Source organism: Flavobacterium limnophilum, from assembly GCF_027111315.2.
Lineage (GTDB): Bacteria > Bacteroidota > Bacteroidia > Flavobacteriales > Flavobacteriaceae > Flavobacterium > Flavobacterium limnophilum.
Window position 1 is genome coordinate 3,158,374 of record NZ_CP114289.2, and the last position, 24,990, is coordinate 3,183,363.

23 protein-coding genes are annotated in these 24,990 nt (G+C 36.7%); 17 read left to right on the forward strand and 6 right to left on the reverse strand.

The features are described from left to right. Positions 1 to 95 precede the first annotated feature (95 nt). The 4 genes from OZP13_RS13385 (at position 96) to OZP13_RS13400 (ending at position 6,617) form a co-directional block, all read left to right on the forward strand. A complete protein-coding gene (locus OZP13_RS13385) occupies positions 96 to 2,516 on the forward strand; it encodes a TonB-dependent receptor (RefSeq protein WP_281297448.1) in 2,421 nt (806 codons plus the stop codon). A gap of 107 nt (positions 2,517 to 2,623) precedes the next feature. Beyond that, on the forward strand, positions 2,624 to 3,931 hold the full coding sequence (locus tag OZP13_RS13390; protein WP_281297449.1) for an MFS transporter: 1,308 nt from the start codon (positions 2,624 to 2,626) through the stop codon (positions 3,929 to 3,931). Positions 3,932 to 3,947: 16 nt separating this feature from the next. Further along, complete coding sequence (locus OZP13_RS13395; protein ID WP_281297450.1) at positions 3,948 to 4,874, forward strand: carbohydrate kinase family protein; 927 nt, start codon at positions 3,948 to 3,950, stop codon at positions 4,872 to 4,874. 6 nt (positions 4,875 to 4,880) lie between these two features. Then, on the forward strand, positions 4,881 to 6,617 hold the full coding sequence (locus tag OZP13_RS13400) for an alpha-amylase family protein (protein WP_281297451.1): 1,737 nt from the start codon (positions 4,881 to 4,883) through the stop codon (positions 6,615 to 6,617). A gap of 141 nt (positions 6,618 to 6,758) precedes the next feature. On the opposite strand, the gene OZP13_RS13405 is transcribed toward OZP13_RS13400, so the two are convergent. The 4 genes from OZP13_RS13405 to OZP13_RS13420 form a co-directional block, all read right to left on the reverse strand. Beyond that, on the reverse strand, positions 6,759 to 7,289 hold the full coding sequence (locus tag OZP13_RS13405; RefSeq protein WP_269240598.1) for an inorganic diphosphatase: 531 nt from the start codon (positions 7,287 to 7,289) through the stop codon (positions 6,759 to 6,761). A gap of 111 nt (positions 7,290 to 7,400) precedes the next feature. Beyond that, positions 7,401 to 8,003, reverse strand: coding sequence for a DNA-3-methyladenine glycosylase family protein (locus OZP13_RS13410; protein WP_281297452.1), 603 nt, complete (start codon positions 8,001 to 8,003; stop codon positions 7,401 to 7,403). A gap of 154 nt (positions 8,004 to 8,157) precedes the next feature. After that, positions 8,158 to 10,644 (reverse strand): DUF5686 and carboxypeptidase-like regulatory domain-containing protein, encoded by a 2,487-nt coding sequence (locus OZP13_RS13415; RefSeq protein ID WP_281297453.1) that lies wholly within the window; start codon positions 10,642 to 10,644, stop codon positions 8,158 to 8,160. 115 nt (positions 10,645 to 10,759) lie between these two features. Next, complete coding sequence (locus OZP13_RS13420) at positions 10,760 to 11,740, reverse strand: pyruvate dehydrogenase complex E1 component subunit beta (protein ID WP_281297454.1); 981 nt, start codon at positions 11,738 to 11,740, stop codon at positions 10,760 to 10,762. A 261-nt stretch (positions 11,741 to 12,001) separates the two neighbouring features. Here OZP13_RS13420 and OZP13_RS13425 point away from each other — a divergent pair, with 261 nt between their 5' ends. From OZP13_RS13425 to OZP13_RS13450, 6 genes are all read left to right on the forward strand, one after another. Beyond that, positions 12,002 to 12,748: an electron transfer flavoprotein subunit beta/FixA family protein gene (locus OZP13_RS13425; RefSeq protein WP_281297455.1), complete on the forward strand. Its 747-nt coding sequence runs from the start codon at positions 12,002 to 12,004 to the stop codon at positions 12,746 to 12,748. Between the two features lie 45 nt (positions 12,749 to 12,793). Then, a complete protein-coding gene (locus tag OZP13_RS13430; protein WP_281297456.1) occupies positions 12,794 to 13,762 on the forward strand; it encodes an electron transfer flavoprotein subunit alpha/FixB family protein in 969 nt (322 codons plus the stop codon). A gap of 163 nt (positions 13,763 to 13,925) precedes the next feature. Further along, positions 13,926 to 14,552: a bifunctional nuclease family protein gene (locus OZP13_RS13435; protein WP_269240602.1), complete on the forward strand. Its 627-nt coding sequence runs from the start codon at positions 13,926 to 13,928 to the stop codon at positions 14,550 to 14,552. Positions 14,553 to 14,650: 98 nt separating this feature from the next. After that, complete coding sequence (locus tag OZP13_RS13440) at positions 14,651 to 15,475, forward strand: thymidylate synthase (RefSeq protein ID WP_281297457.1); 825 nt, start codon at positions 14,651 to 14,653, stop codon at positions 15,473 to 15,475. A gap of 276 nt (positions 15,476 to 15,751) precedes the next feature. Then, a complete protein-coding gene (locus tag OZP13_RS13445; protein WP_269240606.1) occupies positions 15,752 to 15,946 on the forward strand; it encodes a hypothetical protein in 195 nt (64 codons plus the stop codon). A gap of 87 nt (positions 15,947 to 16,033) precedes the next feature. Next, complete coding sequence (locus tag OZP13_RS13450; protein ID WP_269240607.1) at positions 16,034 to 16,459, forward strand: HIT family protein; 426 nt, start codon at positions 16,034 to 16,036, stop codon at positions 16,457 to 16,459. A gap of 61 nt (positions 16,460 to 16,520) precedes the next feature. Here OZP13_RS13450 and OZP13_RS13455 read toward each other — a convergent pair whose 3' ends face one another. Then, complete coding sequence (locus OZP13_RS13455) at positions 16,521 to 16,817, reverse strand: isoamylase early set domain-containing protein (protein ID WP_269240608.1); 297 nt, start codon at positions 16,815 to 16,817, stop codon at positions 16,521 to 16,523. Between the two features lie 239 nt (positions 16,818 to 17,056). On the opposite strand from OZP13_RS13455, the gene OZP13_RS13460 reads away from it, so the two are divergent. The 4 genes from OZP13_RS13460 to porT all read left to right on the forward strand — a co-directional run bounded on the left by OZP13_RS13460 (position 17,057) and on the right by porT (position 19,463). After that, positions 17,057 to 17,398 carry a 2TM domain-containing protein gene (locus OZP13_RS13460; RefSeq protein ID WP_281297458.1) on the forward strand — a complete coding sequence of 114 codons (342 nt, stop codon included), beginning with the start codon at positions 17,057 to 17,059 and terminating at the stop codon, positions 17,396 to 17,398. 3 nt (positions 17,399 to 17,401) lie between these two features. Continuing rightward, positions 17,402 to 17,887: a dihydrofolate reductase gene (locus OZP13_RS13465; protein WP_269240609.1), complete on the forward strand. Its 486-nt coding sequence runs from the start codon at positions 17,402 to 17,404 to the stop codon at positions 17,885 to 17,887. Between the two features lie 123 nt (positions 17,888 to 18,010). Next, complete coding sequence (gene ubiE / locus OZP13_RS13470; protein WP_281297459.1) at positions 18,011 to 18,742, forward strand: bifunctional demethylmenaquinone methyltransferase/2-methoxy-6-polyprenyl-1,4-benzoquinol methylase UbiE; 732 nt, start codon at positions 18,011 to 18,013, stop codon at positions 18,740 to 18,742. Position 18,743: 1 nt separating this feature from the next. Continuing rightward, positions 18,744 to 19,463 (forward strand): type IX secretion/gliding motility protein PorT/SprT, encoded by a 720-nt coding sequence (porT, locus tag OZP13_RS13475; protein WP_281297460.1) that lies wholly within the window; start codon positions 18,744 to 18,746, stop codon positions 19,461 to 19,463. A 52-nt stretch (positions 19,464 to 19,515) separates the two neighbouring features. Here porT and OZP13_RS13480 read toward each other — a convergent pair whose 3' ends face one another. Further along, entirely contained in the window at positions 19,516 to 20,241 is a 726-nt protein-coding gene (locus tag OZP13_RS13480; protein WP_281297461.1) for a TrmH family RNA methyltransferase, read from the reverse strand. 36 nt (positions 20,242 to 20,277) lie between these two features. Here OZP13_RS13480 and tamL point away from each other — a divergent pair, with 36 nt between their 5' ends. The 3 genes from tamL to accD all read left to right on the forward strand — a co-directional run bounded on the left by tamL (position 20,278) and on the right by accD (position 24,930). Beyond that, positions 20,278 to 22,833, forward strand: coding sequence for a translocation and assembly module lipoprotein TamL (tamL, locus tag OZP13_RS13485; protein ID WP_281297462.1), 2,556 nt, complete (start codon positions 20,278 to 20,280; stop codon positions 22,831 to 22,833). Positions 22,834 to 22,902: 69 nt separating this feature from the next. After that, positions 22,903 to 23,970 carry a class II fructose-bisphosphate aldolase gene (gene fbaA / locus OZP13_RS13490; protein ID WP_269240611.1) on the forward strand — a complete coding sequence of 356 codons (1,068 nt, stop codon included), beginning with the start codon at positions 22,903 to 22,905 and terminating at the stop codon, positions 23,968 to 23,970. Between the two features lie 105 nt (positions 23,971 to 24,075). After that, positions 24,076 to 24,930: an acetyl-CoA carboxylase, carboxyltransferase subunit beta gene (gene accD, locus OZP13_RS13495; RefSeq protein ID WP_281297463.1), complete on the forward strand. Its 855-nt coding sequence runs from the start codon at positions 24,076 to 24,078 to the stop codon at positions 24,928 to 24,930. The last annotated feature ends 60 nt before the right edge of the window (positions 24,931 to 24,990 follow it).

Here is a 24,990-nt window from a genome sequence, read left to right on the forward strand (position 1 = left end):
ACGTTTTCGAGAAAAATATGTTTAAATTTAACCGTTATAAAAGTAGTTTTGATAAAAAATAACCAAACTATTTATTAATCAAACAATTTTAAACCATGAAAAAAAGTAATTTATTATTGAAAAAGCTGGGATTGCTTATAGCATTACTGCTCTTCAACTTATCCTTTTCACAAAATGAAACTGCGCCAGTTAGTGACTCAATACAAACAACAAAACTGGAAGATGTTGTCATAACTGGTGTTGCAAACCCAAAAGCTAAAATCAAGTCTAGCGTGTCCATCACAACTTTGGACGTGAAGCAAATCGAGCAATCTGCTCCAAGATCTACAGCAGAAATTTTCCGTTCTATTCCAGGAATTCGTTCAGAATCATCTGGTGGAGAAGGAAACTCAAATATTTCCGTTCGTGGTGTGCCTATCTCATCTGGAGGATCTAAATATTTACAAATTCAAGAAGACGGACTTCCCGTACTTTTATTTGGTGATATTGCATTTGCAACAGCCGATATTTTTACAAGATTTGACGGAAACGTGGCCCGAATCGAAGCCATTCGTGGTGGATCGGCCTCTACGCTATCTTCCAACTCTCCGGGTGGAATCATCAACTTTATAAGCAAAACCGGAAAAACCGAAGGCGGAATGGTAAGAACAAGTTTCGGATTGGATTACAACAATTTTAGAACTGACGTTGACTATGGAGCAAAAATCGGAGACGGTTTATATTTTCACGTAGGTGGTTTTTACAGAGCTGGTGAAGGTGTGAGAAAAACAGGTTCCACATCCAATAATGGTGGTCAAGTAAAATTCAACCTTACCAAAGAATTTCAAAACGGAAAAGTAACAGTTTATGCCAAATTCCTAAACGACAGAGCCGCAGCTTATATGCCAATGCCAGTAAAAGTTACGGGCACAAATGCCAATCCAAGTTGGGGAAGCGTCAGTGGTTTTGACGCCACAACTGGAGCTTTACAATCCATATACTTGAACCACAATGTTGGTCTTGGCACAAATGGAGAATTAAGAAGAGAAAATGTTGCCGATGGAATGAACCCAATTTCAAAATCGATTGGCGTGAATGCATCATTTGATTTAGAAGATGGTTGGAAAATAACCGAAAACGGTCGTTATTCCTCTAACAGCGGCGGATTTATAGCTCCGTTTCCAGCTGAAGTTGGTTCGGCTTCTGCAATTGCAGCTTCTTTTGGAGCAGGTTCTACTTTGACCTATGCCGCTTCTGGAACACCGTTTAACAATCCAAATGGATTAGTATCCAGAATTCACATGTTCGACACGCAATTAAATGATTTAAGCAACTTTATGAATGATTTAAGAGTGACGAAAAAATTTGACAAAGTTGGAGTTACTGCGGGTTACTTCAAATCTATCCAAAATATCTCTACATCATGGTTGTGGAACTCCTATTTACAGGAAGTTTCAGATGATAATCCTCGTTTGATAAACGTGAACAATGCTACAGGAAATCCATTGTCAGAAAACGGTTTGTATGCGTATGGCACACCGGCTTGGGGAAATTTAGCTAGAAACTATGACACGCAGTACAATGTTTCCGCACCTTATGTAAACGTTTCTGTGGATGCAACTGAAAACCTTTCTCTTGAAGGTGGTTTGCGATATGATTTGGGTAAAGTTTCAGGATCCTTTGCTGGCGGTACGTCAACGACTTATGACATTAATAATAACGGAACCATTTCAGTGCCGGAACAAAATGTTTTTGCTGTAAATACGGCTAATGAAACTGCCGTGAATTACGATTACGATTATGTTTCTTATACTTTGGGTGCCAACTATTTATTGACTGCAAAACAATCACTTTTTGCCAGATATAGCAAAGGTGCTTCCGCAAAAGCAGATCGTATTTTGTTTTCAGGATTAGATTATTTAGACGGAAGTAAAATCAACGCCTTGGACTTTTTGACACAAGCCGAATTAGGCTACAAACTTAAATTCCCAAAGGGATATGTTTATGCGACTGCTTTTCATTCAAAAACAGACGAACAAGGTGGTTATGAAGCGACTTCAAACAGCATCATCCAAAACAATTATAAATCATATGGTTTAGAGTTGGAATCTTCTTATAACGTAATGGATAATTTCAATGTTCGTGGTGCTTTAACGTACACAAAAGCTGAAATCACATCGGGTGACAACAAAGGAAACGAACCAAGAAGACAACCAAAATTGATGTACAATTTGATGCCAACCTATAACTTCTCCGAAAATAAAAATGCCGTTGGATTGAGTTTTATTGGTCAAACCAAAGCATTCGCACAAGATTCAAACCAATTAGTAATGAACGGATTTGTAATCGTAAATGCATTTGTTGATTTTGAAGTTACAAAAGGATTATCCTTAAATTTATCTGCAAACAATTTGTTTGATACCTTGGCAATTACCGAATCAGAAGAAGGGAATATCACGGACAATGCGGTAAACTATGTTAGAGCAAGACCAATGCCGGGAAGATCTATTTCTATGGCTTTGTCTTATAGATTTTAATAAAATTTGATGTTGGTGTTTTGTTAGTTAACAATTCCTGTACTTTTAAAGTATGGGAATTGTTTCTGAAAAAACATAATTCTTATGAAAAACTAATACAATAAGCGATGACTTTCAAAAGACCTAAGCTCAGTTTCTGGCAAATTATCAATATGAATGTCGGTTTTTTCGGAATTCAATACAGTTTTGGCTTGCAACAAAGCGCTGTTAATCCTATATATGACTTTTTGCACGCAAGTCCAGATCAAATTCCGATACTTAATCTTGCAGGACCTTTAACAGGTTTGTTGATCCAACCCATTATTGGTGCGATGAGCGATAAAACTTGGCATCCAAGATGGGGCAGGCGCAAACCGTACTTTTTTATTGGAGCCATAATTTGTAGTATCGCTTTATTTCTATTCCCATTTAGCAGTTCCTTGTGGATGGCGGCTGGGTTGCTTTGGATTTTAGACGTAGGAAACAATACCGCTATGGAACCTTACCGAGCTTTTATTGCCGATACGCTGGACGAAGAACAACAACCAGTTGGTTTTCAGGCGCAAAGTTTTTTTACTGGTTTCGGACAATTTCTGGCTTATATTTCTCTTTTCCTGTTTCCAATTGTTTTTGTTGGTTACACCGGATCGTTACCCACTTGGATTTACGCCTCCTTCTTTTTAGGAGCAATCCTTTCGGTAACTTCCATTTGGTGGAGTATGGGCAAAACCAAAGAAATCCCTCCAACAACAGCAGAATTAGCCATTTTAAAAGCGGAACCATTAAATGTTTTTTCGCCCTTCATTGATATTTATAAAGCCGTTTTAGAAATGCCAACAGTGATGTGGCAACTGTTTCTGGTTTATTTGTTTCAGTGGTATGCAATGATGTGCTATTGGCAAAACAATTCGAAAAGTATTGCCTTGTCCGTATGGAATGTAACTCCAAAGAATGTGATGGGTTATGAAAAAGCGGTAGAATGGAATGGATTAATAGGCGCTTTTGGATTTATAGTTACTTTTTCAATTGCATTTTATTTGGCCAAATTAGCCAAAAAACACGGTGCAAAAATGATTCATTTTGCTTGTCTGCTATTTGGAGCCATTTCTTTTTTGTGGTTTCCAACAGTACAAAATCAATATGTGTTTTTTGCGGTAATTATTGGGTACGGAATTGCTTGGGCAAGTATGATGGGAATTCCTTATTTGATGGTCGTTGCGGTTGTACCAAAAGAGCGTTATGGAGTTTATATGGGAATTATAAATATGATGATTGTTATTCCAATGATTATCCAAAACCTGTCCTTTGGTTACATTTTAAAAAACTTTCTGGATAACGACCCTCGTCAAGCAATTCGTTTTGCGGGTGTATTATTAGTAATTGCTGCTATCTGCACCTTATTAATCAAAATAAAAAACACAAAATTAAGTGAATAATATAATAAATAATAAGATGGATACTATAGACATCCTTTGTGTTGGTGAAGTATTGGTTGATTTTATTGGGCATCAAGAAGGCGTGCTGATTAATGAAACTAGAGATTATCATAGGTATTTAGGAGGCTCACCTACCAATGTGGCTATGAATTCAACGCGATTAGGCTTGAATACAATTATGGTTGCAACAGTGGGGAATGACGGTTTTGGTTCTTATATCACGGAGCGCTTAACGAGTGTCGGAGTGAATACAAACCACCTTAATGTGCTAGAGAACAAGTCGACTAGCGTAATTTTTGTTTCAAGATCTGAGGGAACACCTGATTTTATACCCTATCGTTCAGCAGATTGCTGTATTTATGAAGAGCAAATTTCAAGTGAAATTTTATCCCGCACCAAAATATTCCATACCACTTGCTTTGCATTGAGTAAAAATCCAGCACAAAAAACTATCTTGAAGAAAGCACAAGAAGCGCATAATTTAGGATGCAAGCTAAGTATTGATCTTAACTATGCAAGTAAGCTATGGAAAAGTCAAAAGAAGGCTTTCAAAGTAATCAAAACTTATTGCCAGTTCAATCCATTAATAAAAATTAGTGAAGATGATATGCTGCGCCTATTTGAGAAAGAACTTCCGCATGAAGAAATATTCGAATTTTTCCACCATCAAGGAGTAGATACGGTTTGTTTGACTTTAGGCAGCAAAGGGGTAAAATTATCTCAAAAGGGTAAGGAAATAATACAAATGCCGGCAATAAAAATTGATAAAGTGATGGACTCCACAGGAGCGGGTGATGCTTTTTGGTCTGGATTTTTATTTGCTTACATAAAAGAGAAATCAATCCATGAATGTTTGGATATCGCTCTAAAATTAGCTGCTTTAAAACTGCAAAATGTAGGACGGCTGCCAGACAACATCAATATCCTTTCTAAACTTCTATAAAATACGATGCAACATAAAAATAAAAATATCAGCAATGGTGTAATGCTAAATGTTTATCCGGATAGTATAGGAGAGAAATTTAGTGATACCGTAAGTATGCTCAAGAGGGATGATTTTAAAGATGTCTTTTCTTTTATATATGTATTACCTACTTTTTTCAACAGTGATTTAGACAGGGGTTTTTCCATCATTGATTATGACATAAACAAGGATTTAGTTGACATAAAAGATTTAAAGGATTTGAATGAACTCCAGATAAAGCTGAAATTTGACATTGTGTTAAATCATCTTTCTGTAGCTTCACCACAATTTAAAGACCTATTGCAATACGGTAATGAATCTAAATTCAAAGATTTTTTTATCAATTGGAATGAGTTCTGGGAAGGAAACGGTCTGAAAAATGAAGATGGAATTGTAATCCCCAAACCAGAGTTTCTCCAAAAATTGTTCATGAGGAAATCGGGTTTGCCTATATTGAAAGTACGTTTTCCAGATGGCACAGAACAGCCTTATTGGAATACTTTTTATCAGCAAATAACTTACAATCCAATTGCAGTAGCAGATTTACAAAACATAAAAGGATTGACTGAGGCTCAAAGTATGTTTATTGTTCCTCTAGTGAATGCCGCAATAAATAATAATCAAGATTTCACAACAATAAATTTTGAAGATTGCACTCCTCTAAAATCAGAAATTTTACAAATTATAGAGCAAAAACGTTCTTATCTAGGACAAATGGACGTCAATGCTGCATCGCCTTTGGTTTGGGAATTTTATGAGGAGACACTAAAAAAATTAAGTGATTATGGTTGTACTATTCTTCGATTAGACGCTTTTGCCTATTTGCACAAACAAGTTGGGGAATCCAATTTTTTTAATAAACCGGGGACTTGGGACTATCTTGAGCGTATCAAGAAAATAGCACAGCAAAATAATTTGATGCTGTTGCCAGAAATTCACGCAGAATATGGTTTGCATTTACACGATGAAGTAGCTAATGAAGGATATTATATCTATGACTTTTTCTTGCCTGGTTTAACGATTCACACTATCGAAAATCAAACCAGTAGCGCCTTGCTCAGTTGGGCTAAGGAAATTATTGCCAAAAGATATAAAACGGTAAACATGCTCGGTTGCCACGATGGAATACCCGTTTTAGATTTGAAGGGCAAGGAAGTAAACGGCGTTTACAATAAAGGATTGCTGGAAGATGCCGAGATTGAAAAAATTATGACCACAATTATGGAACGTGGTGGTCGTGTGAAAAATCTCTATGACCCTTCGGGGAATAAAATTTCTTATTATCAAATCAATGCCACGTTTTTTAGCGCATTGGGAGAAGACGAACAAAAGTTGCTTTTGGCAAGAGCCATTCAAATGTTTATGCCGGGAATTCCGCAGGTTTGGTATCTCGATATTTTTGCAGGCAAAAATAATTACGAAGCGGCCGATAATGGAGGCAGTGCCGGACATAAAGAAATCAATCGCACTACATTGTCAATGCACGATATTGAACAAGGGTTAAAAACAGAAGTTGTCAACAAACAGCTTGAATTCATTCGCTTAAGAAATACTTCGAATGCCTTTTCAGGTGAAGTAAAAATAAATGATGCTGAAGAGGACATCTTGGATATCAAATGGTCCAATGGCAACACGGTCGCGCACTTAAAAGCAAACCTTAAAACGAAAAATTTCACAATTGACCATACTGAAAATGGCTTGACAAGTACTATGTATTTTTAAATTTCATAAACCGCATCGAAGATCAATTTGTTACAAGAATTACCCGATACTATCGACTTGAATGACAACTTGAATTAAACTCATTTTAATAAAAAAGAGAGGCTTGAATGAACAAGCCTCTCTTTTTTTATTGATTTTTTTTTATTTGATACTGAACAACCCTTCTGGTTTATTTTCAATTTTGTCAAAACGTTCGGTACATTCTTTTATGATTGACATCGCTTCATTTACGTCTCCCCAACCTTCTACATCTACTATTTTTTGTTCAAGGTCTTTATAAACTTGGAAAAAATGCTCGATTTCTTTCAGCAAGTGTGGATTAATATCGCTCAAATCCTTCAAAGAACTCCAGATAGGATCCGAAACAGGAACACAGATTATTTTATCGTCAGAACCTTTGTCGTCGGCCATGTGAAACACACCGATTGGTTTTACTTCCATCACACATCCTGGAAAAGTTGGTTCGTTAATTAAAACCAAAACGTCCAAAGGGTCACCATCCAAGGCCAAGGTTTCAGGAAAAAACCCATAGTCTGCCGGATACATCATCGACGAGAACAACATTCTGTCAAAACGTATTCTTTTTATTTCAAAATCATATTCATACTTGTTTCTGCTTCCTCTTGGAATTTCGATTAATACATCGAAAGTGGTTATTTTGTCTGCTGCCATTTTTGGTTTTTTTGTTTTGTAAATTTGTGTTTGCAAACATAATTAAACTTTAGGTTTTCACAATAAAAAACTGGCTTAATCATTGATTACGACTTCGATATTGTTTATAAATCAGTAAACTACCCTCCTATTTCTTTTATTCAAATAATAATGCCATAGTAAAAAAGTTGCTGCAGACCGATACGGACTCCATTTTACCACATAGGTTTCTATTTCTTGTTTGTCGTGAATGTTAAGCAACTCCTTAATGGTATTGATGACTGCAATATCTCCCAGCGGAATAATATCAGGCGATTGCAGCGAAAACATCAAATATACATCGATGGTCCAGTTGCCAATTCCCTTGATTTTGATTAATTCTTCCCGAACTTGTTGGGAAGATTTAGAAGCCAGACTTTCAATATCTATTTCGTTTTGAATTATCGAATGAGACAATGCCTTGATGTATGCTGTTTTTTGCCGGCTTACGCCAATGCTTCTATATTCTTCATCCGAAATATGCAGCAGAAATTCGGGTTCAAAGTTCTTTTCCTTGGCTTTTAATTTAAGAAAAGTGGCTTTGGCCGAATCAATGGAAACTTGTTGTTCCAGAATCAGGAGCACCAAAGTTTCGAAGCCTTGAGGACGCTTAGGAATTGTCGGCATTCCATATTTCTCGACAATGAGCTTAAAAACGGTGTCTTTTTCCGAAAGATATTTGATAGCTTCTTGCATAGTTTCGTTTTTTAGCCCTGATGGAAATGGAAAGCCTTTTGAAAAAAACGGCTAATTTTTGTTGAGCAATAAAAGCGACCAAAGGAAGCTCTTTATTGCTCTTACAAAAATAGTTGTTTTTGAGAAAGCTTGTAATGGACAGCTGGATAGGCTTCTAAAAATAAAATCCCATAGAAATTTTTACCGCAAATTTATTGGCATCAGGCATTTCGAGATAATTTCCTCTCCAGGAGAAATCGACGCGGAAAAACTTGAAGATATTTCCAATTCCCGCGCTGTATTCCCAATACACTTTTTCTGGCGCATTGTAAACCAACCCTGAAGCATTTATGGTTCTATTTTCGTCTGAAACTGTTCCGTAAATTGATTTAAATCCAATGTTTTCGCGCCAATTCAGCTTTCGCATAAAAGGAATTCTGGCAAAAAATCGCCCATGAAAATCATGGTCCCATTTGAAAGTCACATATTGATCGGCAACAAATTCGTAGTATTGAAGATTGCTGAAGGTGTTCGAAATATCAAAAACAGATTGGTTTCCCGGCACGACACTCATCAATCCCAGCGGAATGTACCCAAATGTTTTCCCCATTTCGACAGTTATATTTGTTCGCCCCAATGGTCCAATAATTACGGGCTGCTTGTAATACAATTGCAGTTTTTTGTAATCGAAATCACTGGAAAACAAATTCTTGAATCCTTGGCTGTAGGTCACGAAAAGACTGGTATAAGGACTGTCGGCAACGTCTCTTTCCACTCCAAAAGCGATAGGCTTTCGATTTGGCGTGTATTCAACCTGAAGATTTACTTCGGATTGTTTCACCTGACTTTTTATCTCGGTTTGGGATAAATCCGTGTAATAATCCAGGCTAAATTCCGGACTGGCCGATATCAAGGTTCGGTAAGACACTCCTGTTCCAAATGTTAGGTTTTTTACGGGTTCAATTTCCAACTGCACATTGCTCAAATTGACATTGGTCAACTTATTATTACTGCCAAATGTAAGCAGCCCCGAGGAAGCGTAATTTCGCCCCAATATATCATTCGTTGTGGTGAGTGAAGCCCCTATTTGTTCAACATCTCTTCGGTTTCCGGCTGAAATGATAACCCTATTCTTGTCATTAACCATCCATTTTCCGGTAACGCCATATTTGATTTTGTCGTCTTTAAATCCATAGGCTATATACGATTGCAAACGCCAAGGATCATTGGGACCAAAATAAGTTCTTGCCCCTGTTCGCAATCGCAATCCTTCGACGGAATTTTGCCCAACCATAGCATAAATGGGACCAAAATCCAAACCTTTGTAATTGATGTAACCGCTGTCTAAAATTTCGACCAAACTGTATAACTGCTGGAATTTCTTCACTGTCTGCAGGGTGTCCAGCATTTTATAAACACCTTTTTCATCTTTGGTCAGGTTTTCGAAACGGTTTTCTTCCCAAAATTCTTCTGATTTATTATAGACTTCTTTGTCCAAATAATTGACTTCCTCCTTGTAAAATTTCTCGGGTTTTTCGTTATTGAATTCATGATCCCTGTAAAAAGTGGTTCTTTTTCCATAAACCCCTTTGGATTTGTCTTTTTTATTCAGGGCAAAATCAGTCATCATGTAATCTTTGGTCAAAAGAAAAACCGAATCATTCATTACTTCAAATTCCTGTTCGATATAAATATCTTTTACCCAGTTGATATTGGCACTCTTTGTCGCGGCCATATTGATGTTCTTTATGGCAAAAGTGGTATCGCTTACCCAAAAATCGCCCTTGAAAGTCAATTCGTTTTTACGTCTTGGATAAAACACAATATTGTAACACCATTTATCGTCAACAAAAGAACTATCTCTTAAAACATAATTGTAAACGTCAATTCCTGTTGTAGACAAGGGACTTGTAAAACTTTTGTCGAAAAAAGTGATGTGATTGTCATAAATATCAAATTCCGAATACAAATCGTTTACAAAAGACAAAATTTGCTGATTTCCGTTGAATCCAGACGTTTTATTGGCTTTTGTCTTCACCTTGACCTTCTTCAATTTATTGTCCCCATACACATCCGACAAGGCTTCATTTATAAAAATCGGCAAATAGGTCTTTCCTGTAATCTTTGAGGTATCTATGTGTTTAAAAATGAACTCCATTCCTTTGAACAGCTTCTTTTTCATGTAAGCGCTATCGATGGTATTCATGTCAAACTCAATTTTCTCGTACTTTTCCATTTGGTATTGCGCAAATAAATGCAAACCGTTTTTGCGTCTTCTCTCCCATATTTTTTTCAGGATATCAAGCGCCGGATTATTTTTCTTGGACGTTTTGCCTGAATAAATCACCACTTCATTCAAACTCAAAATTTCGCTCAACATAACCGTAATCTTGTAAGTGACTGATTTTTCCAATACAATCTCCTTATCCGAGAATCCTACCGAAGTAACCACGATGGTATTATATATTTTTGGAGATTCTAAATAAAAAATTCCGTCTTCGTTGGAAACAACTCCTTCGGTCGAATTTTGGAATGCTATATTTGCGAAAGGAACAGGATGATTTGACTTGTCTACAACAATTCCGCTAACTTTTGTTTGCGCAAAAAGAGGGCTCGTTATAACAAATAAAAAGAATAAACGGAGTAGTATGCTTTTTTCCATAATCAAAAAAAACTTCATCGAATTTAGAATTCTGATGAAGTTTCAAATATAGTTAATCCAATAAGGAATTTTCAGATTTTAAAGTTTCGAAACCGAAAAAATTTAAAATCAAGAATTATTTTTTATACAATACTTTTTTTACCGCTTTTACAACGTCTGCTGAATTTGGCAACCATTCTTTAAGCAATACTGGCGAGTAAGGAGCAGGAGTATCTGCCGTAGTTATACGTTGAATTGGAGCATCAAGAAAATCAAAAGCTTGTTCTTGAACCATATAAGTAATCTCTGAAGAAACACTTGCAAAAGGCCAAGCTTCTTCAAGAATTACCAATCTGTTTGTTTTTTTAACCGAAGTCAGGATGGTTTGATTATCCATTGGACGAACCGTTCTTAAATCGATAATTTCGCAAGAAATTCCTTCTTTGGCCAATTCATCGGCAGCAATAAAAGCTTCTTTGATGATTTTTCCAAAAGAAACGATGGTTACATCGGTTCCTTCACGTTTCACGTCGGCAACACCTAGTGGAATGGTATATTCACCATCCGGCACTTCTCCTTTGTCACCGTACATTTGTTCCGATTCCATGAAGATTACCGGATCATTATCGCGAATAGCCGCTTTTAAAAGTCCTTTAGCATCATAAACATTAGATGGAACGACAACTTTAAGTCCCGGAGTATTGGCAAACCAGTTTTCCAAAGCTTGTGAGTGTGTTGCTCCCAATTGTCCTGCAGAAGCCGTTGGTCCACGGAAAACGATAGGCACATTGAATTGTCCTCCGGTCATTTGACGCATTTTGGCAGCATTATTTATAATCTGGTCAATTCCAACCAAAGCAAAGTTGAAAGTCATGTATTCCACAATCGGTCTGCAACCATTCATTGCCGAACCCACAGCAATTCCAGTGAAACCAAGTTCTGCAATAGGAGTGTCAATTACTCTTTTCTCGCCAAATTCGGCAAGCATTCCTTTTGAAGCTTTGTAAGCACCATTGTATTCGGCAACTTCTTCACCCATTAAATATATTGACTCGTCGCGACGCATTTCTTCGCTCATCGCTTCGCAAATAGCCTCTCTAAATTGTATCGTTCTCATGTTTTATTAGTTTGTGTGTAATTTTCGAATGGCAAAAATAAATATTTTATACCACTTAAAAGCATAAATTTTGTTATAAAAATAAAGAAGGGAATCGCTCTACCCTCTTTATCTTTACTTTCTAAAAAAAATCAGGTACAAATATGTCGTTTTATTTGAATTACGAAATCGTAATAGTTTTGCTAATATTATGCATGCATAGTAAATTATTCCGATTATTTATTCTAATTTTGCGAATCCAATTTAGAAAAATTCCAAATTATGAAAATATTAGTTTGCATCAGTCACGTTCCTGATACTACTTCAAAAATTAATTTTACCAACGGTGATTCCCAATTTGACGCCAATGGTGTTTCATTTGTAATCAATCCGAATGACGAATTTGGTTTGACTCGTGCCCTCTGGTTTCAAGAACAACAAGGCGCAACGATTACCGTTGTCAATGTTGGCGGACCGGAAACCGAGCCTACTTTGAGAAAAGCATTGGCTATTGGAGCTAACGATGCGATTCGCGTGAATGCCAATCCAACAGACAGCTTCTTTGTTGCCAAACAACTGGCCGAAGTGATAAAAAACGGCGCTTACGACCTTGTCATTGCCGGAAAAGAATCATTGGATTACAATGGAGGAATGGTTCCTGGAATGATTGCTGGAATTTTGGGCTATAATTTTCTAAATTCTTGTACCGAAATAACCGTTGACGGGACAAATGTAAAAGCCATTCGCGAAATTGACGGCGGAAGAGAAACCGTTTCAACCACTTTGCCACTAATCATTGGTGGACAAAAAGGATTGGTTGAAGAAAAAGATTTAAGAATTCCGAATATGAGAGGAATCATGACAGCAAGAACAAAACCATTGACGGTAGTAGAAGCGGTTGAAACTCCAATAAATACCAAAGCAGTAAAGTTTGAAAAACCGGCTCCAAAATCAGCCGTGAAATTAGTTGCCGCCGATAACTTGGACGAATTAATCAATTTATTACACAGCGAAGCCAAAGTTATATAGTAATCAGTATTCAGTGTACAACTTGAAACTTTAAACAAAAAAATTATGTCTATATTAATATATGCGGAATCCGCAGAAGGAAAATTCAGGAAAGTAGCTTTCGAATTGGCTTCTTATGCAAAAAAAGTAGCCGAATCATTAGGAACAACCGTTACGGCCGTTACCATAAATGCCGGAGATGTTTCAGAATTGTCAAAATACGGAGTCGATAAAGTATTGAAAGTGACCAACGACAAACTGGCTGGTTTTTCTGCAAAAGCTTATGCCGATGTCATCAAGCAAGCTGCCCAAAAAGAATCCACAAAAGTGGTTCTACTTTCTTCAACCACCGACAGCATTTACCTTGCACCGCTTGTTGCCGTTTCCTTGGAAGCCGGTTTTGCTTCGAACGTGGTGGGATTGCCCGTGAGCACTTCGCCATTTCAAGTAAAAAGAAATGCTTTTTCAAACAAGGCTTTCAACATCACCGAAATTAGCACCGACGTGAAAATTATTGGTCTAGCAAAGAATTCATACGGAATTTTCGAAAGCGCATCAAATTTAGCCGAAGAAGATTTCAACCCAACCATTGGCGACAATGATTTTGGGATAAAAGTGGAATCGGTCGAAAAAGTTTCAGGAAAAATTTCCCTTGCCGATGCCGACATCGTGGTTTCAGGAGGTCGTGGTTTAAAAGGACCTGAAAACTGGGGAATGATTGAAGAATTGGCTGACGTACTTGGAGCTGCGACTGCCTGTTCGAAACCCGTATCGGATTTAGACTGGAGACCTCACGGAGAACACGTGGGACAAACCGGAAAACCAGTTGCCGCCAATTTATACATTGCCATAGGAATTTCGGGAGCGATTCAACATATAGCAGGAATCAACTCCTCGAAAGTAAAAGTGGTCATCAATACCGATCCAGAAGCACCCTTTTTTAAAGTGGCCGACTATGGAATTGTTGGAGATGCTTTTGATGTCGTACCGAGATTAATCGAAAAGCTAAAAGCATTTAAAGCATCACATTCTTAATTTTAAAATTCGTCCCAAAAATATAGCTGCCTACAAACAAGATAATCGTATCTTTGCTTGAGGCAGCTTTTTTGTTTCGTGTTTTTTGATTAAAATTGCATTTTATTTTTCATTAAAAAATCCATAAATTTAAGGCACAATGTGCTTTCCAATTTTTTCAAATATGAGCTTAGTTAAATTATCCATAAAAGGAATTTCATATAGTCAAACCCAAAACGGGGCTTATGCCTTGATTTTAAACGAGGTTGATGGCGAAAGAAAGTTGCCCATCGTTATTGGCGCTTTCGAAGCTCAGTCCATTGCCATTGCCTTGGAAAAAGAAATAAAACCTCCTCGTCCTCTGACCCATGATTTATTCAAGAATTTTGCCGAGCGTTTTGATATTGTAGTGAAACAAGTCATTATTCACAAATTAGTGGATGGTGTTTTTTATTCGAGCATCATTTGCGAAAGAGACAAAATCGAAGAAATAATCGATGCCAGAACCTCTGATGCCATTGCATTGGCCTTACGATTTAACGCTCCTATTTTCACCTATAAAAACATTTTGGACAAAGCCGGTATCTACTTAAAGGCAAACCCATTGGAAACTGACAAAGGCAGCCAAGAAATAGATGATGTGCTATCCAATCCTGAAACTTTCGGACTTGGAGAAGAAAGCAATAAATCTGGAGAAACCTATTCGAAACACAGTTTGCAGGAATTAAACGAATTGCTGGATCAAGCCGTAGAACATGAAGACTATGAAAAGGCCGCAAAAATCAGGGACGAAATTTCGAGAAGACAGTAAACCAGCATTCAGTTGGCAGTAAACAGTAATCAGAGGCAGAAATCAATAATCAGTATATAACCTAACAACGAACAACTCACTTCGTTCCTAGCAATACTATGAAACAATACTTAGACTTAGTAAAACACGTTTTAGAAAACGGAAATCAAAAAGGAGACCGAACAGGAACGGGAACAAAAAGCGTTTTTGGTTACCAAATGCGTTTCGATTTGGCCGAAGGTTTTCCGATGGTGACCACCAAAAAATTACACCTCAAATCAATCATTCACGAATTGCTTTGGTTTTTGAAAGGCGACACCAATATCAAATATCTAAAGGACAACGGAGTAAAAATCTGGGATGCCTGGGCAGACGAAAATGGCGATTTAGGCCCAATTTACGGACACCAATGGCGCAACTGGAACAGCGAAGAAATAGACCAAATAGCTGACCTTATCCAAGAACTCAAAACCAATCCGAATAGCAGAAGAATGCTGGTTTCGGCTTGGAATCCAAGTGTTTTGCCAGATACTTCAATATCATTTGCAGCCAATGTGGCCAACAACAAAGCGGCTTTGCCTCCTTGTCACGCTTTCTTCCAGTTCTATGTTTCCGACGGAAAGTTATCTTGTCAACTGTACCAAAGAAGCGCCGATATTTTTCTTGGAGTGCCTTTCAACATTGCTTCTTATGCCTTGTTCACGATGATGATTGCCCAAGTTTGCGATTTGAAAGTGGGCGAATTCATTCACACTTTTGGCGATGCGCATATCTACAACAACCATTTTGATCAACTCGAATTGCAATTGTCGCGCAAACCAAAAGCATTGCCAAAAATGATTTTGAATCCTGCCATAAAAAACATTTTCGAATTTACTTATGACGATTTCACGCTAGAAAATTACGAACCACACGACCTAATCAAAGGAAGTGTTGCGGTGTAATTTACTTCATAGATATTAACTACATTTATCATCCCAATCCGGCTAATTTATTAGATGGATTGGGATCAGTTTTTTTGAACAATATAAAACAACACATTAAAAATCAGCATAATAAGAACTAAAATTATAATATTAATTTCAAGCTTATTAACTATTTCGTGCGCAAAAAGTGAAATAAAATTTGATAAATTAACTTGGAACGAAAGGGATGATATGTTTTATAAAAACAGAGAGTTAATAGTGAATGACCCTGTGAAAAATCATTTACAAAAAGGAATGAAGTATAAAGAATTAATCGAAATGTTGGGAAATCCAGAAAATTATGAAAATTTAAAACCAAATACAATTGCGTATGAAATCATGACCGATTATGGCTCGAATATTGATCCTGTAGAAGGCAAAGATTTGTATATGATTTTAAATAAAGATTCAACTTTAATTGATTTCAAATTAAAACATTGGAAACACTAAAAAGCCAACTCAAAACAACAATAACTTTTCATAATTTCATTATCTTTATCCACTCATTATTCACATAAAAAACATAAAAATAATAGTATGCCAACACCCGCTTCAGAATGTTTGTATTGTCAAAACAACGAAACATTACACAATTTAATGATCAAAATCGGTGATTTAGAAGTATCACAACTCTTCTTGTTCAAAGAGCAATCGTACACAGGCCGTTGCAATGTAGTTTATAAAGATCACGGCGTGGAGCTTCACGAATTGAGCGATGACCAACGTGATGCTTTTATGCGTGATGTTGCCAAAACAGCCAAAGCCATCGCAGCAGCATTCAACCCAACAAAAATTAACTATGGCGCTTATGCCGACACTTTATCGCATTTGCATATGCACGTAGTGCCTAAATATAAAGATGGATATGGTTTTGGGGGTATTTTCGAAATGAACCCACAAAAAACCACACTTTCTGACGCAGAATATGCCGAAGTAATTGAGAAAATTAAAGCTGGATTATAGAATCTGCTTTATCTATCCTAAAAACAAAAAATCCGCTTTTCAGCGGATTTTTTACTTATGATTAGACTTCTAAAACTCCATTTTCTGCTCCTGCAAAATCATTCCATTTGAAAGAATCTGCTTCCGGCTCGTTCAGGTAAGCACCGTCAATTATATACTTAAATTCGTAAGATGCATCTTTTGGTAAATCAAAAACGCCTTTGAAAGTACCGTTTTTTAATTTTGATAATTCTCCTTCTGTCGGATTCCAATTATTAAAATCTCCAACTACCGACGCAAGATTTGCCTCTTTGGCTTCAACCGAAAATGTAACTTTACAAACTGGTTTCGTTTTTATAAATTGTTTCTTTATTGACATAACTGTTTCATTTTTAGAATTATGTAACAAAGAAAATGTATTTTTCCGAACATCCAACATTTGAAATGAAGTTTTGTGAGTATGACAAAAACAGTCCTAATTTTTAAGCATATTCCCAAATATCATCGACTAAAAATTACATATCCTAAACCAGAAAACGTTTTCTCTATAAATAATCTTGGATTAAAAATAATGGTATTTGAAAATATATTTTATCTTTATAATCAAAATTTCACCTTATGGAAAAAGACCAACAAGAACTATATGAATATGCAAGAAAAAGAATAAAACAAAAAAAAGGACTCTATTTCCATTTTGTCTTGTTCTTGTTGGGAAGTATTTTTTTAGCGATTGCCAATTATTTTTTGGTATTTGGTTATACGTCGAATTGGTCTGTATGGGTAATCACGGCTTGGCTTTTCCTGTTTATCATGCATTTTATAAAAGTATTTATCACGGATCGTTTCATGAATAAAGATTGGGAAAGAGAACAAATAAGCAGGCTGGTTGCCCAACAACAAAGAAAAATCGACCAATTGCAAACGAAGGTAGACGACGAAACCTCAATCAAACCCGTATAGAAAATGATAATTATGATTGCGGCTGTTGCCGAAAATAACGCTTTAGGCAAAAACAATGATTTGCTTTGGCATTTGCCCAACGACTTCAAACGCTTCAAAGAAGTCACCTCAGGACATTATATAATTATGGGAAGAAAAACTTTCGAAAGTTTCCCAAAACCTTTACCTAACAGGACTCACGTAATTGTAACCCGACAACAGGATTTTGAACACGAAGGCTGCATCGTGGCACAAGATATTGAAAAAGCCATTGCTGCTTGTCCAAAAAACGAAGACATCTATATAATTGGCGGTGGCGAAATATACGCACAATCCATCCTTTTTGCCGATCAACTTGACATCACGCTCGTTCATAATTCTTTTGATGCCGATGTTTATTTCCCAGAAATTGATCTTGAAATTTGGGAATTAACTACCGAAAAATTCAATCCGAAAGACGAAAAACACCTTTTTGATTATACTTTTCAAACTTTCGGCAGAAGAAAATAAAAGCACTTCTTTCAACCCCAAGTTCGCAGATTTCATCAAAAATATTTAAAAAAAATTGGCGAATCTGCGGTTAACCATTTATTATCCAAAAATCTAGTTTACCTTTGCTTCAAATTTTAAAAAATGTCAAAAAACATAACTCCCTATAAAGACTCCACTTTAAGCAAAAAAGAACAAGTCGCCTCAATGTTTGATACCATTTCCGGTAATTATGACAATCTTAATCGGGTTATTTCTTTTGGAATTGACGTGAAATGGCGCAAAAAAGTATTGCAAATTGTGGCCAAAACCAATCCTGAAACCATTTTGGACATTGCCACAGGAACGGGAGATTTGGCTATTTTGATGGCTCAAACCAAGGCCGAAAAAATTATTGGATTAGACATTTCGGCCGGAATGCTGGAAGTTGGAAAAAAGAAAATTCAAGACAAAAATTTATCCAACACCATAGAAATGGTTTTGGCCGATTCCGAAAACATGCCTTTTGAAGACAATTATTTTGATGCCATCACGGTGGCTTTTGGCGTCAGGAATTTCGAAAATCTGGAAAAAGGATTGGCAGAAATCTTGAGAGTCTTGAAACCAAATGGCGTTTTTGTCATCTTGGAAACTTCGGTACCGGACAAAACACCTTATAGACAAGGCTACAATTTTTACAGTAAAAACATTTTGCCTATTATTGGAAAATTATTCTCCAAAGACAATGTTGCCTATGGTTATTTATCAGAATCGGCGGCAGCTTTTCCTTATGGCGAAGCCTTAAACAATATTTTGAAAAAAATTGGGTTTATAGATGTAATTGCTTTGCCGCAAACATTTGGCGTGGCAACAATTTATTCAGCTTCCAAGAAATAATATGAGAAAAATAATCGTCTTAATTTTATTAGCCATAGCCATAAAAGGACAGGCACAGAATCCTAACAAATTATTCGGCAGAGACCCGATTATTAATCTGGAAAATTTCCAGAAACAACGATTGTATTTTGGTTTTTATCTCGGCTTCAACTCTTATGATTTCAAGATAGATTACAAAACGGTTAGCGAAGACATTCTCATAAAAAAAAGCACCGGTTTCAATGTGGGATTAGTGGCCGATTTGAAGCTTCAGGAATACATTCGTTTGCGTTTTGAACCTGGATTGCATTATACAACAAGAGAACTAAACTATCCTGCGAGTTATTTCCCGACAACACCTACGCCTTCGGATATGCTTCGGCAAGTAAACAGCACTTATCTTCATTTTCCGTTGCTACTCAAGTTTTTATCGCTCAGAACCGGAAATGTTCGGCCTTATTTGTTGGGAGGCGTTTCGGCAACCTTGAATTTGTCGAGCAATTCAAAATCGATAGACGACAATTATGAGGAACGCTTCCGGGTTAAACCTTGGACAACCAATTACGAACTAGGATTTGGTATCGATATTTTTTCGGAATATTTTATTTTCTCCCCTTCCATTAGAGGAGTTTTTGGAATTAATGACGAATTAATTCGCGACAATAATCCTGATAGTCCTTGGACAGGAAACATAGAATCGATGAAATCCAGGGCGGTTTTTATCAATTTTACTTTTCACTAGAAAAAAGCAATCAGTTTGCAGTATTTAGTTTGCAGAGTGGTCAAAAATAAAATTATCCTCGACGGAACTCGCTTAATATAATAGCTGTAGCAGTGGCAACATTCAGACTTTCTGTTTTTTGGATATTTCCAAAACGAGGAATTGTAAGCCTGTTTTTAATTATTTTTTCAAGTTCTGCCGAAATTCCATTGGCTTCATTTCCCATTATAATAATTCCCTCTTTCGGTAAATCGGTTTTATAAATATTGTTTCCATCCATAAAAGTTCCAAAAATCGGCAATTTGGTTTGGCTGACATAATTTTCCAAATCAATATAATTGACGTTGACCCTTGCAATGGAACCCATAGTGGCCTGGACCACTTTTGGATTGTAAATATCGACTGTTTCTTTCGAACAAATTAATTGACTGATGCCAAACCAGTCGCACAATCGCAATATTGTCCCTAAATTACCGGGATCACGAATGGAATCAAGGGCAAGAATTAATCCTGATTCGATAATTTTTTTTTCGGCAGGTATTTTAAAAACCGCCAAACAGGTATTTGGTGTTGCCAATGCGCTGATTTTTTTTAAATCACTTTCCGTAATTATAATTCTCTTGCCATTTGAAACTTCCTCAAAATCGTTTTGGGTTGTAAATAAATGAACCAATTCAAAATTTGATTCTAACATTTCTTGAATTACCTTTATGCCTTCGGCAAAAAACAATTGATTGGAAGATCGATATTTTTTTTGTTGTAAACTCGTTATAAGTTTTATTTGGTTTTTACTAACCATAAAAAATGTACTTTTGAATTATATATTTCCCAGCATTTGAAAAAGATTAGCACAAAAATAGCAACATTTATTGTAATAGGAATAATTATCTCGGCTTGCGACACCGTAAAACGTGTTCCGGACGGCAAACTGCTTCTTACCAAAAATGAAATCTTGGTAAATGACAAAGCCACGAAGGACGACGATGTTATTAATCAATTGTACCAGAAACCCAACAGTTCCGTACTGGGTTATCGATTGCGATTGAATTTGTTCAATATTGCCAATCCCAATCCCGACTCCACTTTTCAAGCCAAGTTCACCAAACATCCCGGTAAATACGAACGAATGTCAAAATGGTTGTCGGCAAAACAAGTGGATCGACTAGGGCAATCTTTTTGGCATAAAGGAATTCATGACTTCTTGAAGAAAACAGGCGAAGCTCCGGTGATAATCGACACCGTAAGAACAAACAAATCAATTTTGAGATTGAAATACTATTATTTCAACAATGGTTACTTTGGAGTAAAAGCCAATTACAAATTAGACAGCCTAAGTGCTAAAAAAGCCGAAATAAAATACACCATAAATACCGGAAATGCCTATTTTCTGGATTCGCTAAAAACAACCATTAAAACTCCAGCACTAGATTCCTTGTTTAAAGAAATCAAATCAGAAGCCTTTTTAAAATCTGGGCAACAATATAAAACAAAAGATTTTGACGAAGAAAAAAACCGGATCAACACCTATTTTAGAAATCATGGCGTGTACCAATTTCAACCCACTTATGTCACTTTTGATTTAGATACACTAAACACCGAAAAAAAGGTAAACGTCAATTTAAAAATAAACGATTATTCCTTTCAAGAAAACGACACTGCCAGAACCGAACCTTTCAAAATATACAAAATAAGCGATGTAAACATTTATACCGATTATTCGGCAGCGACCGTCAACTCAAAAATCACGGACAGCACTTCCTACAACAATTTTAATCTATACAGCCACAGCAAATTAAAATACAAACCAAAAGCAATAACTGACGCCGTTTTCATCACAAAAGGAAGTGTATTTGCCGATTATCGAACCGTTTTGACAACACGCTATTTGAATAATTTGAAAATTTTCAATTATCCAACCATTCTATATGAAGTGGACAAACGGGACACCACCGCCCAATCCTTGATAGCAAAAGTATATTTATCGCCTCGAAAAAAATACAGTTTGGGCACCACGCTGGATGTAACCCATTCCAACATTCAAGATATTGGAATCGCCGGCAGTATCACGGAAAGTATCAGAAACGTATTCAACGGAGCCGAAACACTGGAAATTTCAGGCCGGGGAAATATTGGTTCCTCGAAAGATTTGGCGAATCCAGAAAGCAAATTTTTCAATGTCTCCGAATATGGAATCGATTTGAAACTGAATATTCCCAGAATATGGTTTCCTTTCAAGACCGAGAAAATCATTCCCAAAAGCATGATTCCTTCCTCGCAGCTTTCAGCAGGATTAGCCACACAAAAAAACATTGGATTGGACAAAGAGAATTTCACCAGTTCATTGTCCTATAATTGGAATCCTAAAAGAAACAATACGGCGCGTTTTGATTTACTAAACATGCAATATGTGCGAAATCTTAACCCTCAAAATTATTTCAATGTTTATGAATCCTCTTATGATGCCCTAAACGACATCGCAAAAGTTTACAATACGAACCCCGACTGGGTTGACGACAATGGAAATTTAACAATTGAAAAAGGAACAACGGGATTTACCAATGCTGTTTTGTCCGACAACACAGCCTTGAAACCTGAAGACCAAGAATACAAGGAGGTCGACAATATCGAAGAAAGAAGAATCAGGCTTACTGAAAACGATTTTATTATGGCCACTAGTTATACTTTTTCAAAAACAACTCGAAAAGACTTATTGGACAATAATTTTTATCTTTTTAGAACAAAAATAGAATCTGCGGGTTCTGCTTTGTCTTTGATTTCGAATGCGGCAAACTTGCCTAAAAACGCAAACGGCAATTATGAAATTTTTAATTTGGAATATTCAGAATACGTAAAAACAGAATTTGATTTTATCAAATATTGGGATTTATCCAAAGAAAAAGTGATTGCTTTTAGAAGCTTTTTTGGAATCGCCATTCCTTACGGAAATTCAAACAATATTCCTTTTTCACGAAGTTATTTTGCTGGAGGCTCGAATGACAACAGGGCATGGCAACCTTATCGTTTAGGTCCGGGAAGCAGTGGCGCGGTAAATGATTACAATGAAGCGAACATGAAAATTGCCTTGAGTGCCGAATTTAGATTCAGGATATTAGGCAGCGTAAAAGGAGCAATATTTGCCGACGCAGGCAATATTTGGAACGTACTTGACAATGTGACAAATGAAAAAGCAACCTTTAACAGCATGGCTGATTTAAAAGAATTGGCTTTAGGAACCGGCTTTGGTTTGCGTTATGATTTGAGTTTTTTCGTGGTCCGATTTGATTTAGGGTTTAAAACTTACAATCCAGCCAATGAAATTGATAAAAGATGGTTTAACGATTACGATTTCGCTCATTCTGTTTTTAATTTTGGTATAAATTATCCATTCTAAGTGCTAATTAATTCTTATTTTTGCAATCTAAAAATTTAACTGATAAAATAATAACCTAAATTAATTACAATGGCACATAATATAAAACCAGGAGTAGCTACAGGAGACCAAGTCCAAGAAATTTTCAAATATGCAAAAGAAAAAGGTTTTGCACTTCCCGCAGTAAACGTTACGGGTTCAAACACGATAAATGGTGTTCTTGAAACTGCAGCAAAACTAAACGCTCCCGTTATTATCCAATTTTCAAATGGAGGAGCACAGTTTAACGCTGGAAAAGGACTTTCTAATGCTGGTGAAAAAGCTGCTATTGCTGGTGGTATTGCTGGAGCATTACATATTCACACTATGGCGGAAGCTTATGGAGCAACCGTAATTTTACATACTGACCACTGCGCCAAGAAACTATTGCCTTGGATTGACGGGTTATTGGATGCTTCTGAAAAGCATTTTGCCGAAACAGGAAAACCGTTATTCTCTTCTCACATGATTGACTTGTCCGAAGAGCCTATCGAAGAAAACATCGAAATCTGCAAAGGATATTTGACTAGAATGAGCAAAATGGGAATGACATTGGAAATCGAACTAGGAATCACTGGTGGAGAAGAAGATGGTGTTGACAACTCGGACGTTGACAGTTCAAAATTATACACACAACCTTCTGAAGTATCTTATGCTTACGAAGAATTATTAAAAGTAAGCCCACGTTTTACAATTGCGGCTTCTTTTGGAAACGTTCACGGAGTTTACAAACCAGGAAACGTGAAATTGACTCCAAAAATATTGAAAAATTCCCAAGATTACGTTCAAAACAAATTCAACACAGGACTAAACCCGGTTGATTTCGTTTTCCACGGAGGTTCAGGTTCTACATTGGAAGAAATTAGAGAAGGAATTAGCTATGGTGTTGTAAAAATGAACATTGATACCGACTTGCAATTTGCTTTTGCTGAAGGTATTCGTGACTTTATGGTAAACAACATTGATTATCTAAAAACTCAAATCGGAAACCCAACGGGTGCAGATGCTCCAAACAAAAAATATTACGACCCAAGAAAATGGTTGCGTGAAGGTGAAATCACGTTCAACGCCAGACTGGAACAAGCATTTGCAGATTTGAACAACGTGAATACTCTATAAGGTACGAAGTACAATATACGAAGTACGAAGTGAAATAAAATATTAATAAGAATTTAGAAAAAGGATTTTACTTCCAACTTCTAACCTCTAACTTCCAACTTAATTATGGCTTGGTTTAAAAGAACGACGAAAGGAATTACTACGGCTACCGAAGACAAAATGGATGTCCCAAAAGGACTTTGGTACAAATCACCTACGGGAAAAGTTATTGATGCCGAAGAATTGGCAAGAAATCTTTGGGTTAGCCCGGAAGATGGTTTTCATGTGAGAATTGGCAGTGCCGAATATTTCGAAATATTGTTTGACAACAATGAATTCGTTGAACTGGATGCAAAAATGACCTCAAAAGACCCTTTGCATTTCGTCGATACCAAAAAATATTCCGATCGTTTGAAAGATGTTATGGCAAAAACCAAATTGAAAGATGCGGTTCGAACAGGCGTTGGAAAATCAAAAGGAAAAGAATTGGTGGTTTGTTGCATGGATTTTGCCTTTATTGGTGGATCTATGGGAGCTGTTGTGGGCGAAAAAATTGTTCGCGGAATCGATTATTCCATCAAAAACAATGTTCCATTTGTAATGATTTCAAAATCAGGTGGAGCCAGAATGATGGAAGCCGCTTATTCGTTAATGCAGTTGGCTAAAACTTCCGTGAAACTGGCACAATTATCCGAAGCAAAAATCCCTTATATTTCCTTGTGTACAGACCCTACAACAGGAGGAACAACGGCTTCATACGCCATGCTTGGCGACATCAATATTTCGGAACCAGGAGCCTTAATTGGTTTTGCTGGACCTCGAGTTGTAAAAGACACTACCGGAAAAGATTTGCCGGAAGGTTTCCAAACTGCCGAATTTGTTCTTGAACACGGCTTTCTGGATTTTATCACACCTCGAAAAGAACTAAAAGACTCCATCAATTTGTATATTGATTTGATTCAAAACAACAATATTAGATAAATGAAAATCCCGAGCAATCGGGATTTTTTTTGCCTATCTCGTTCTGAAATAGGCTTCAAC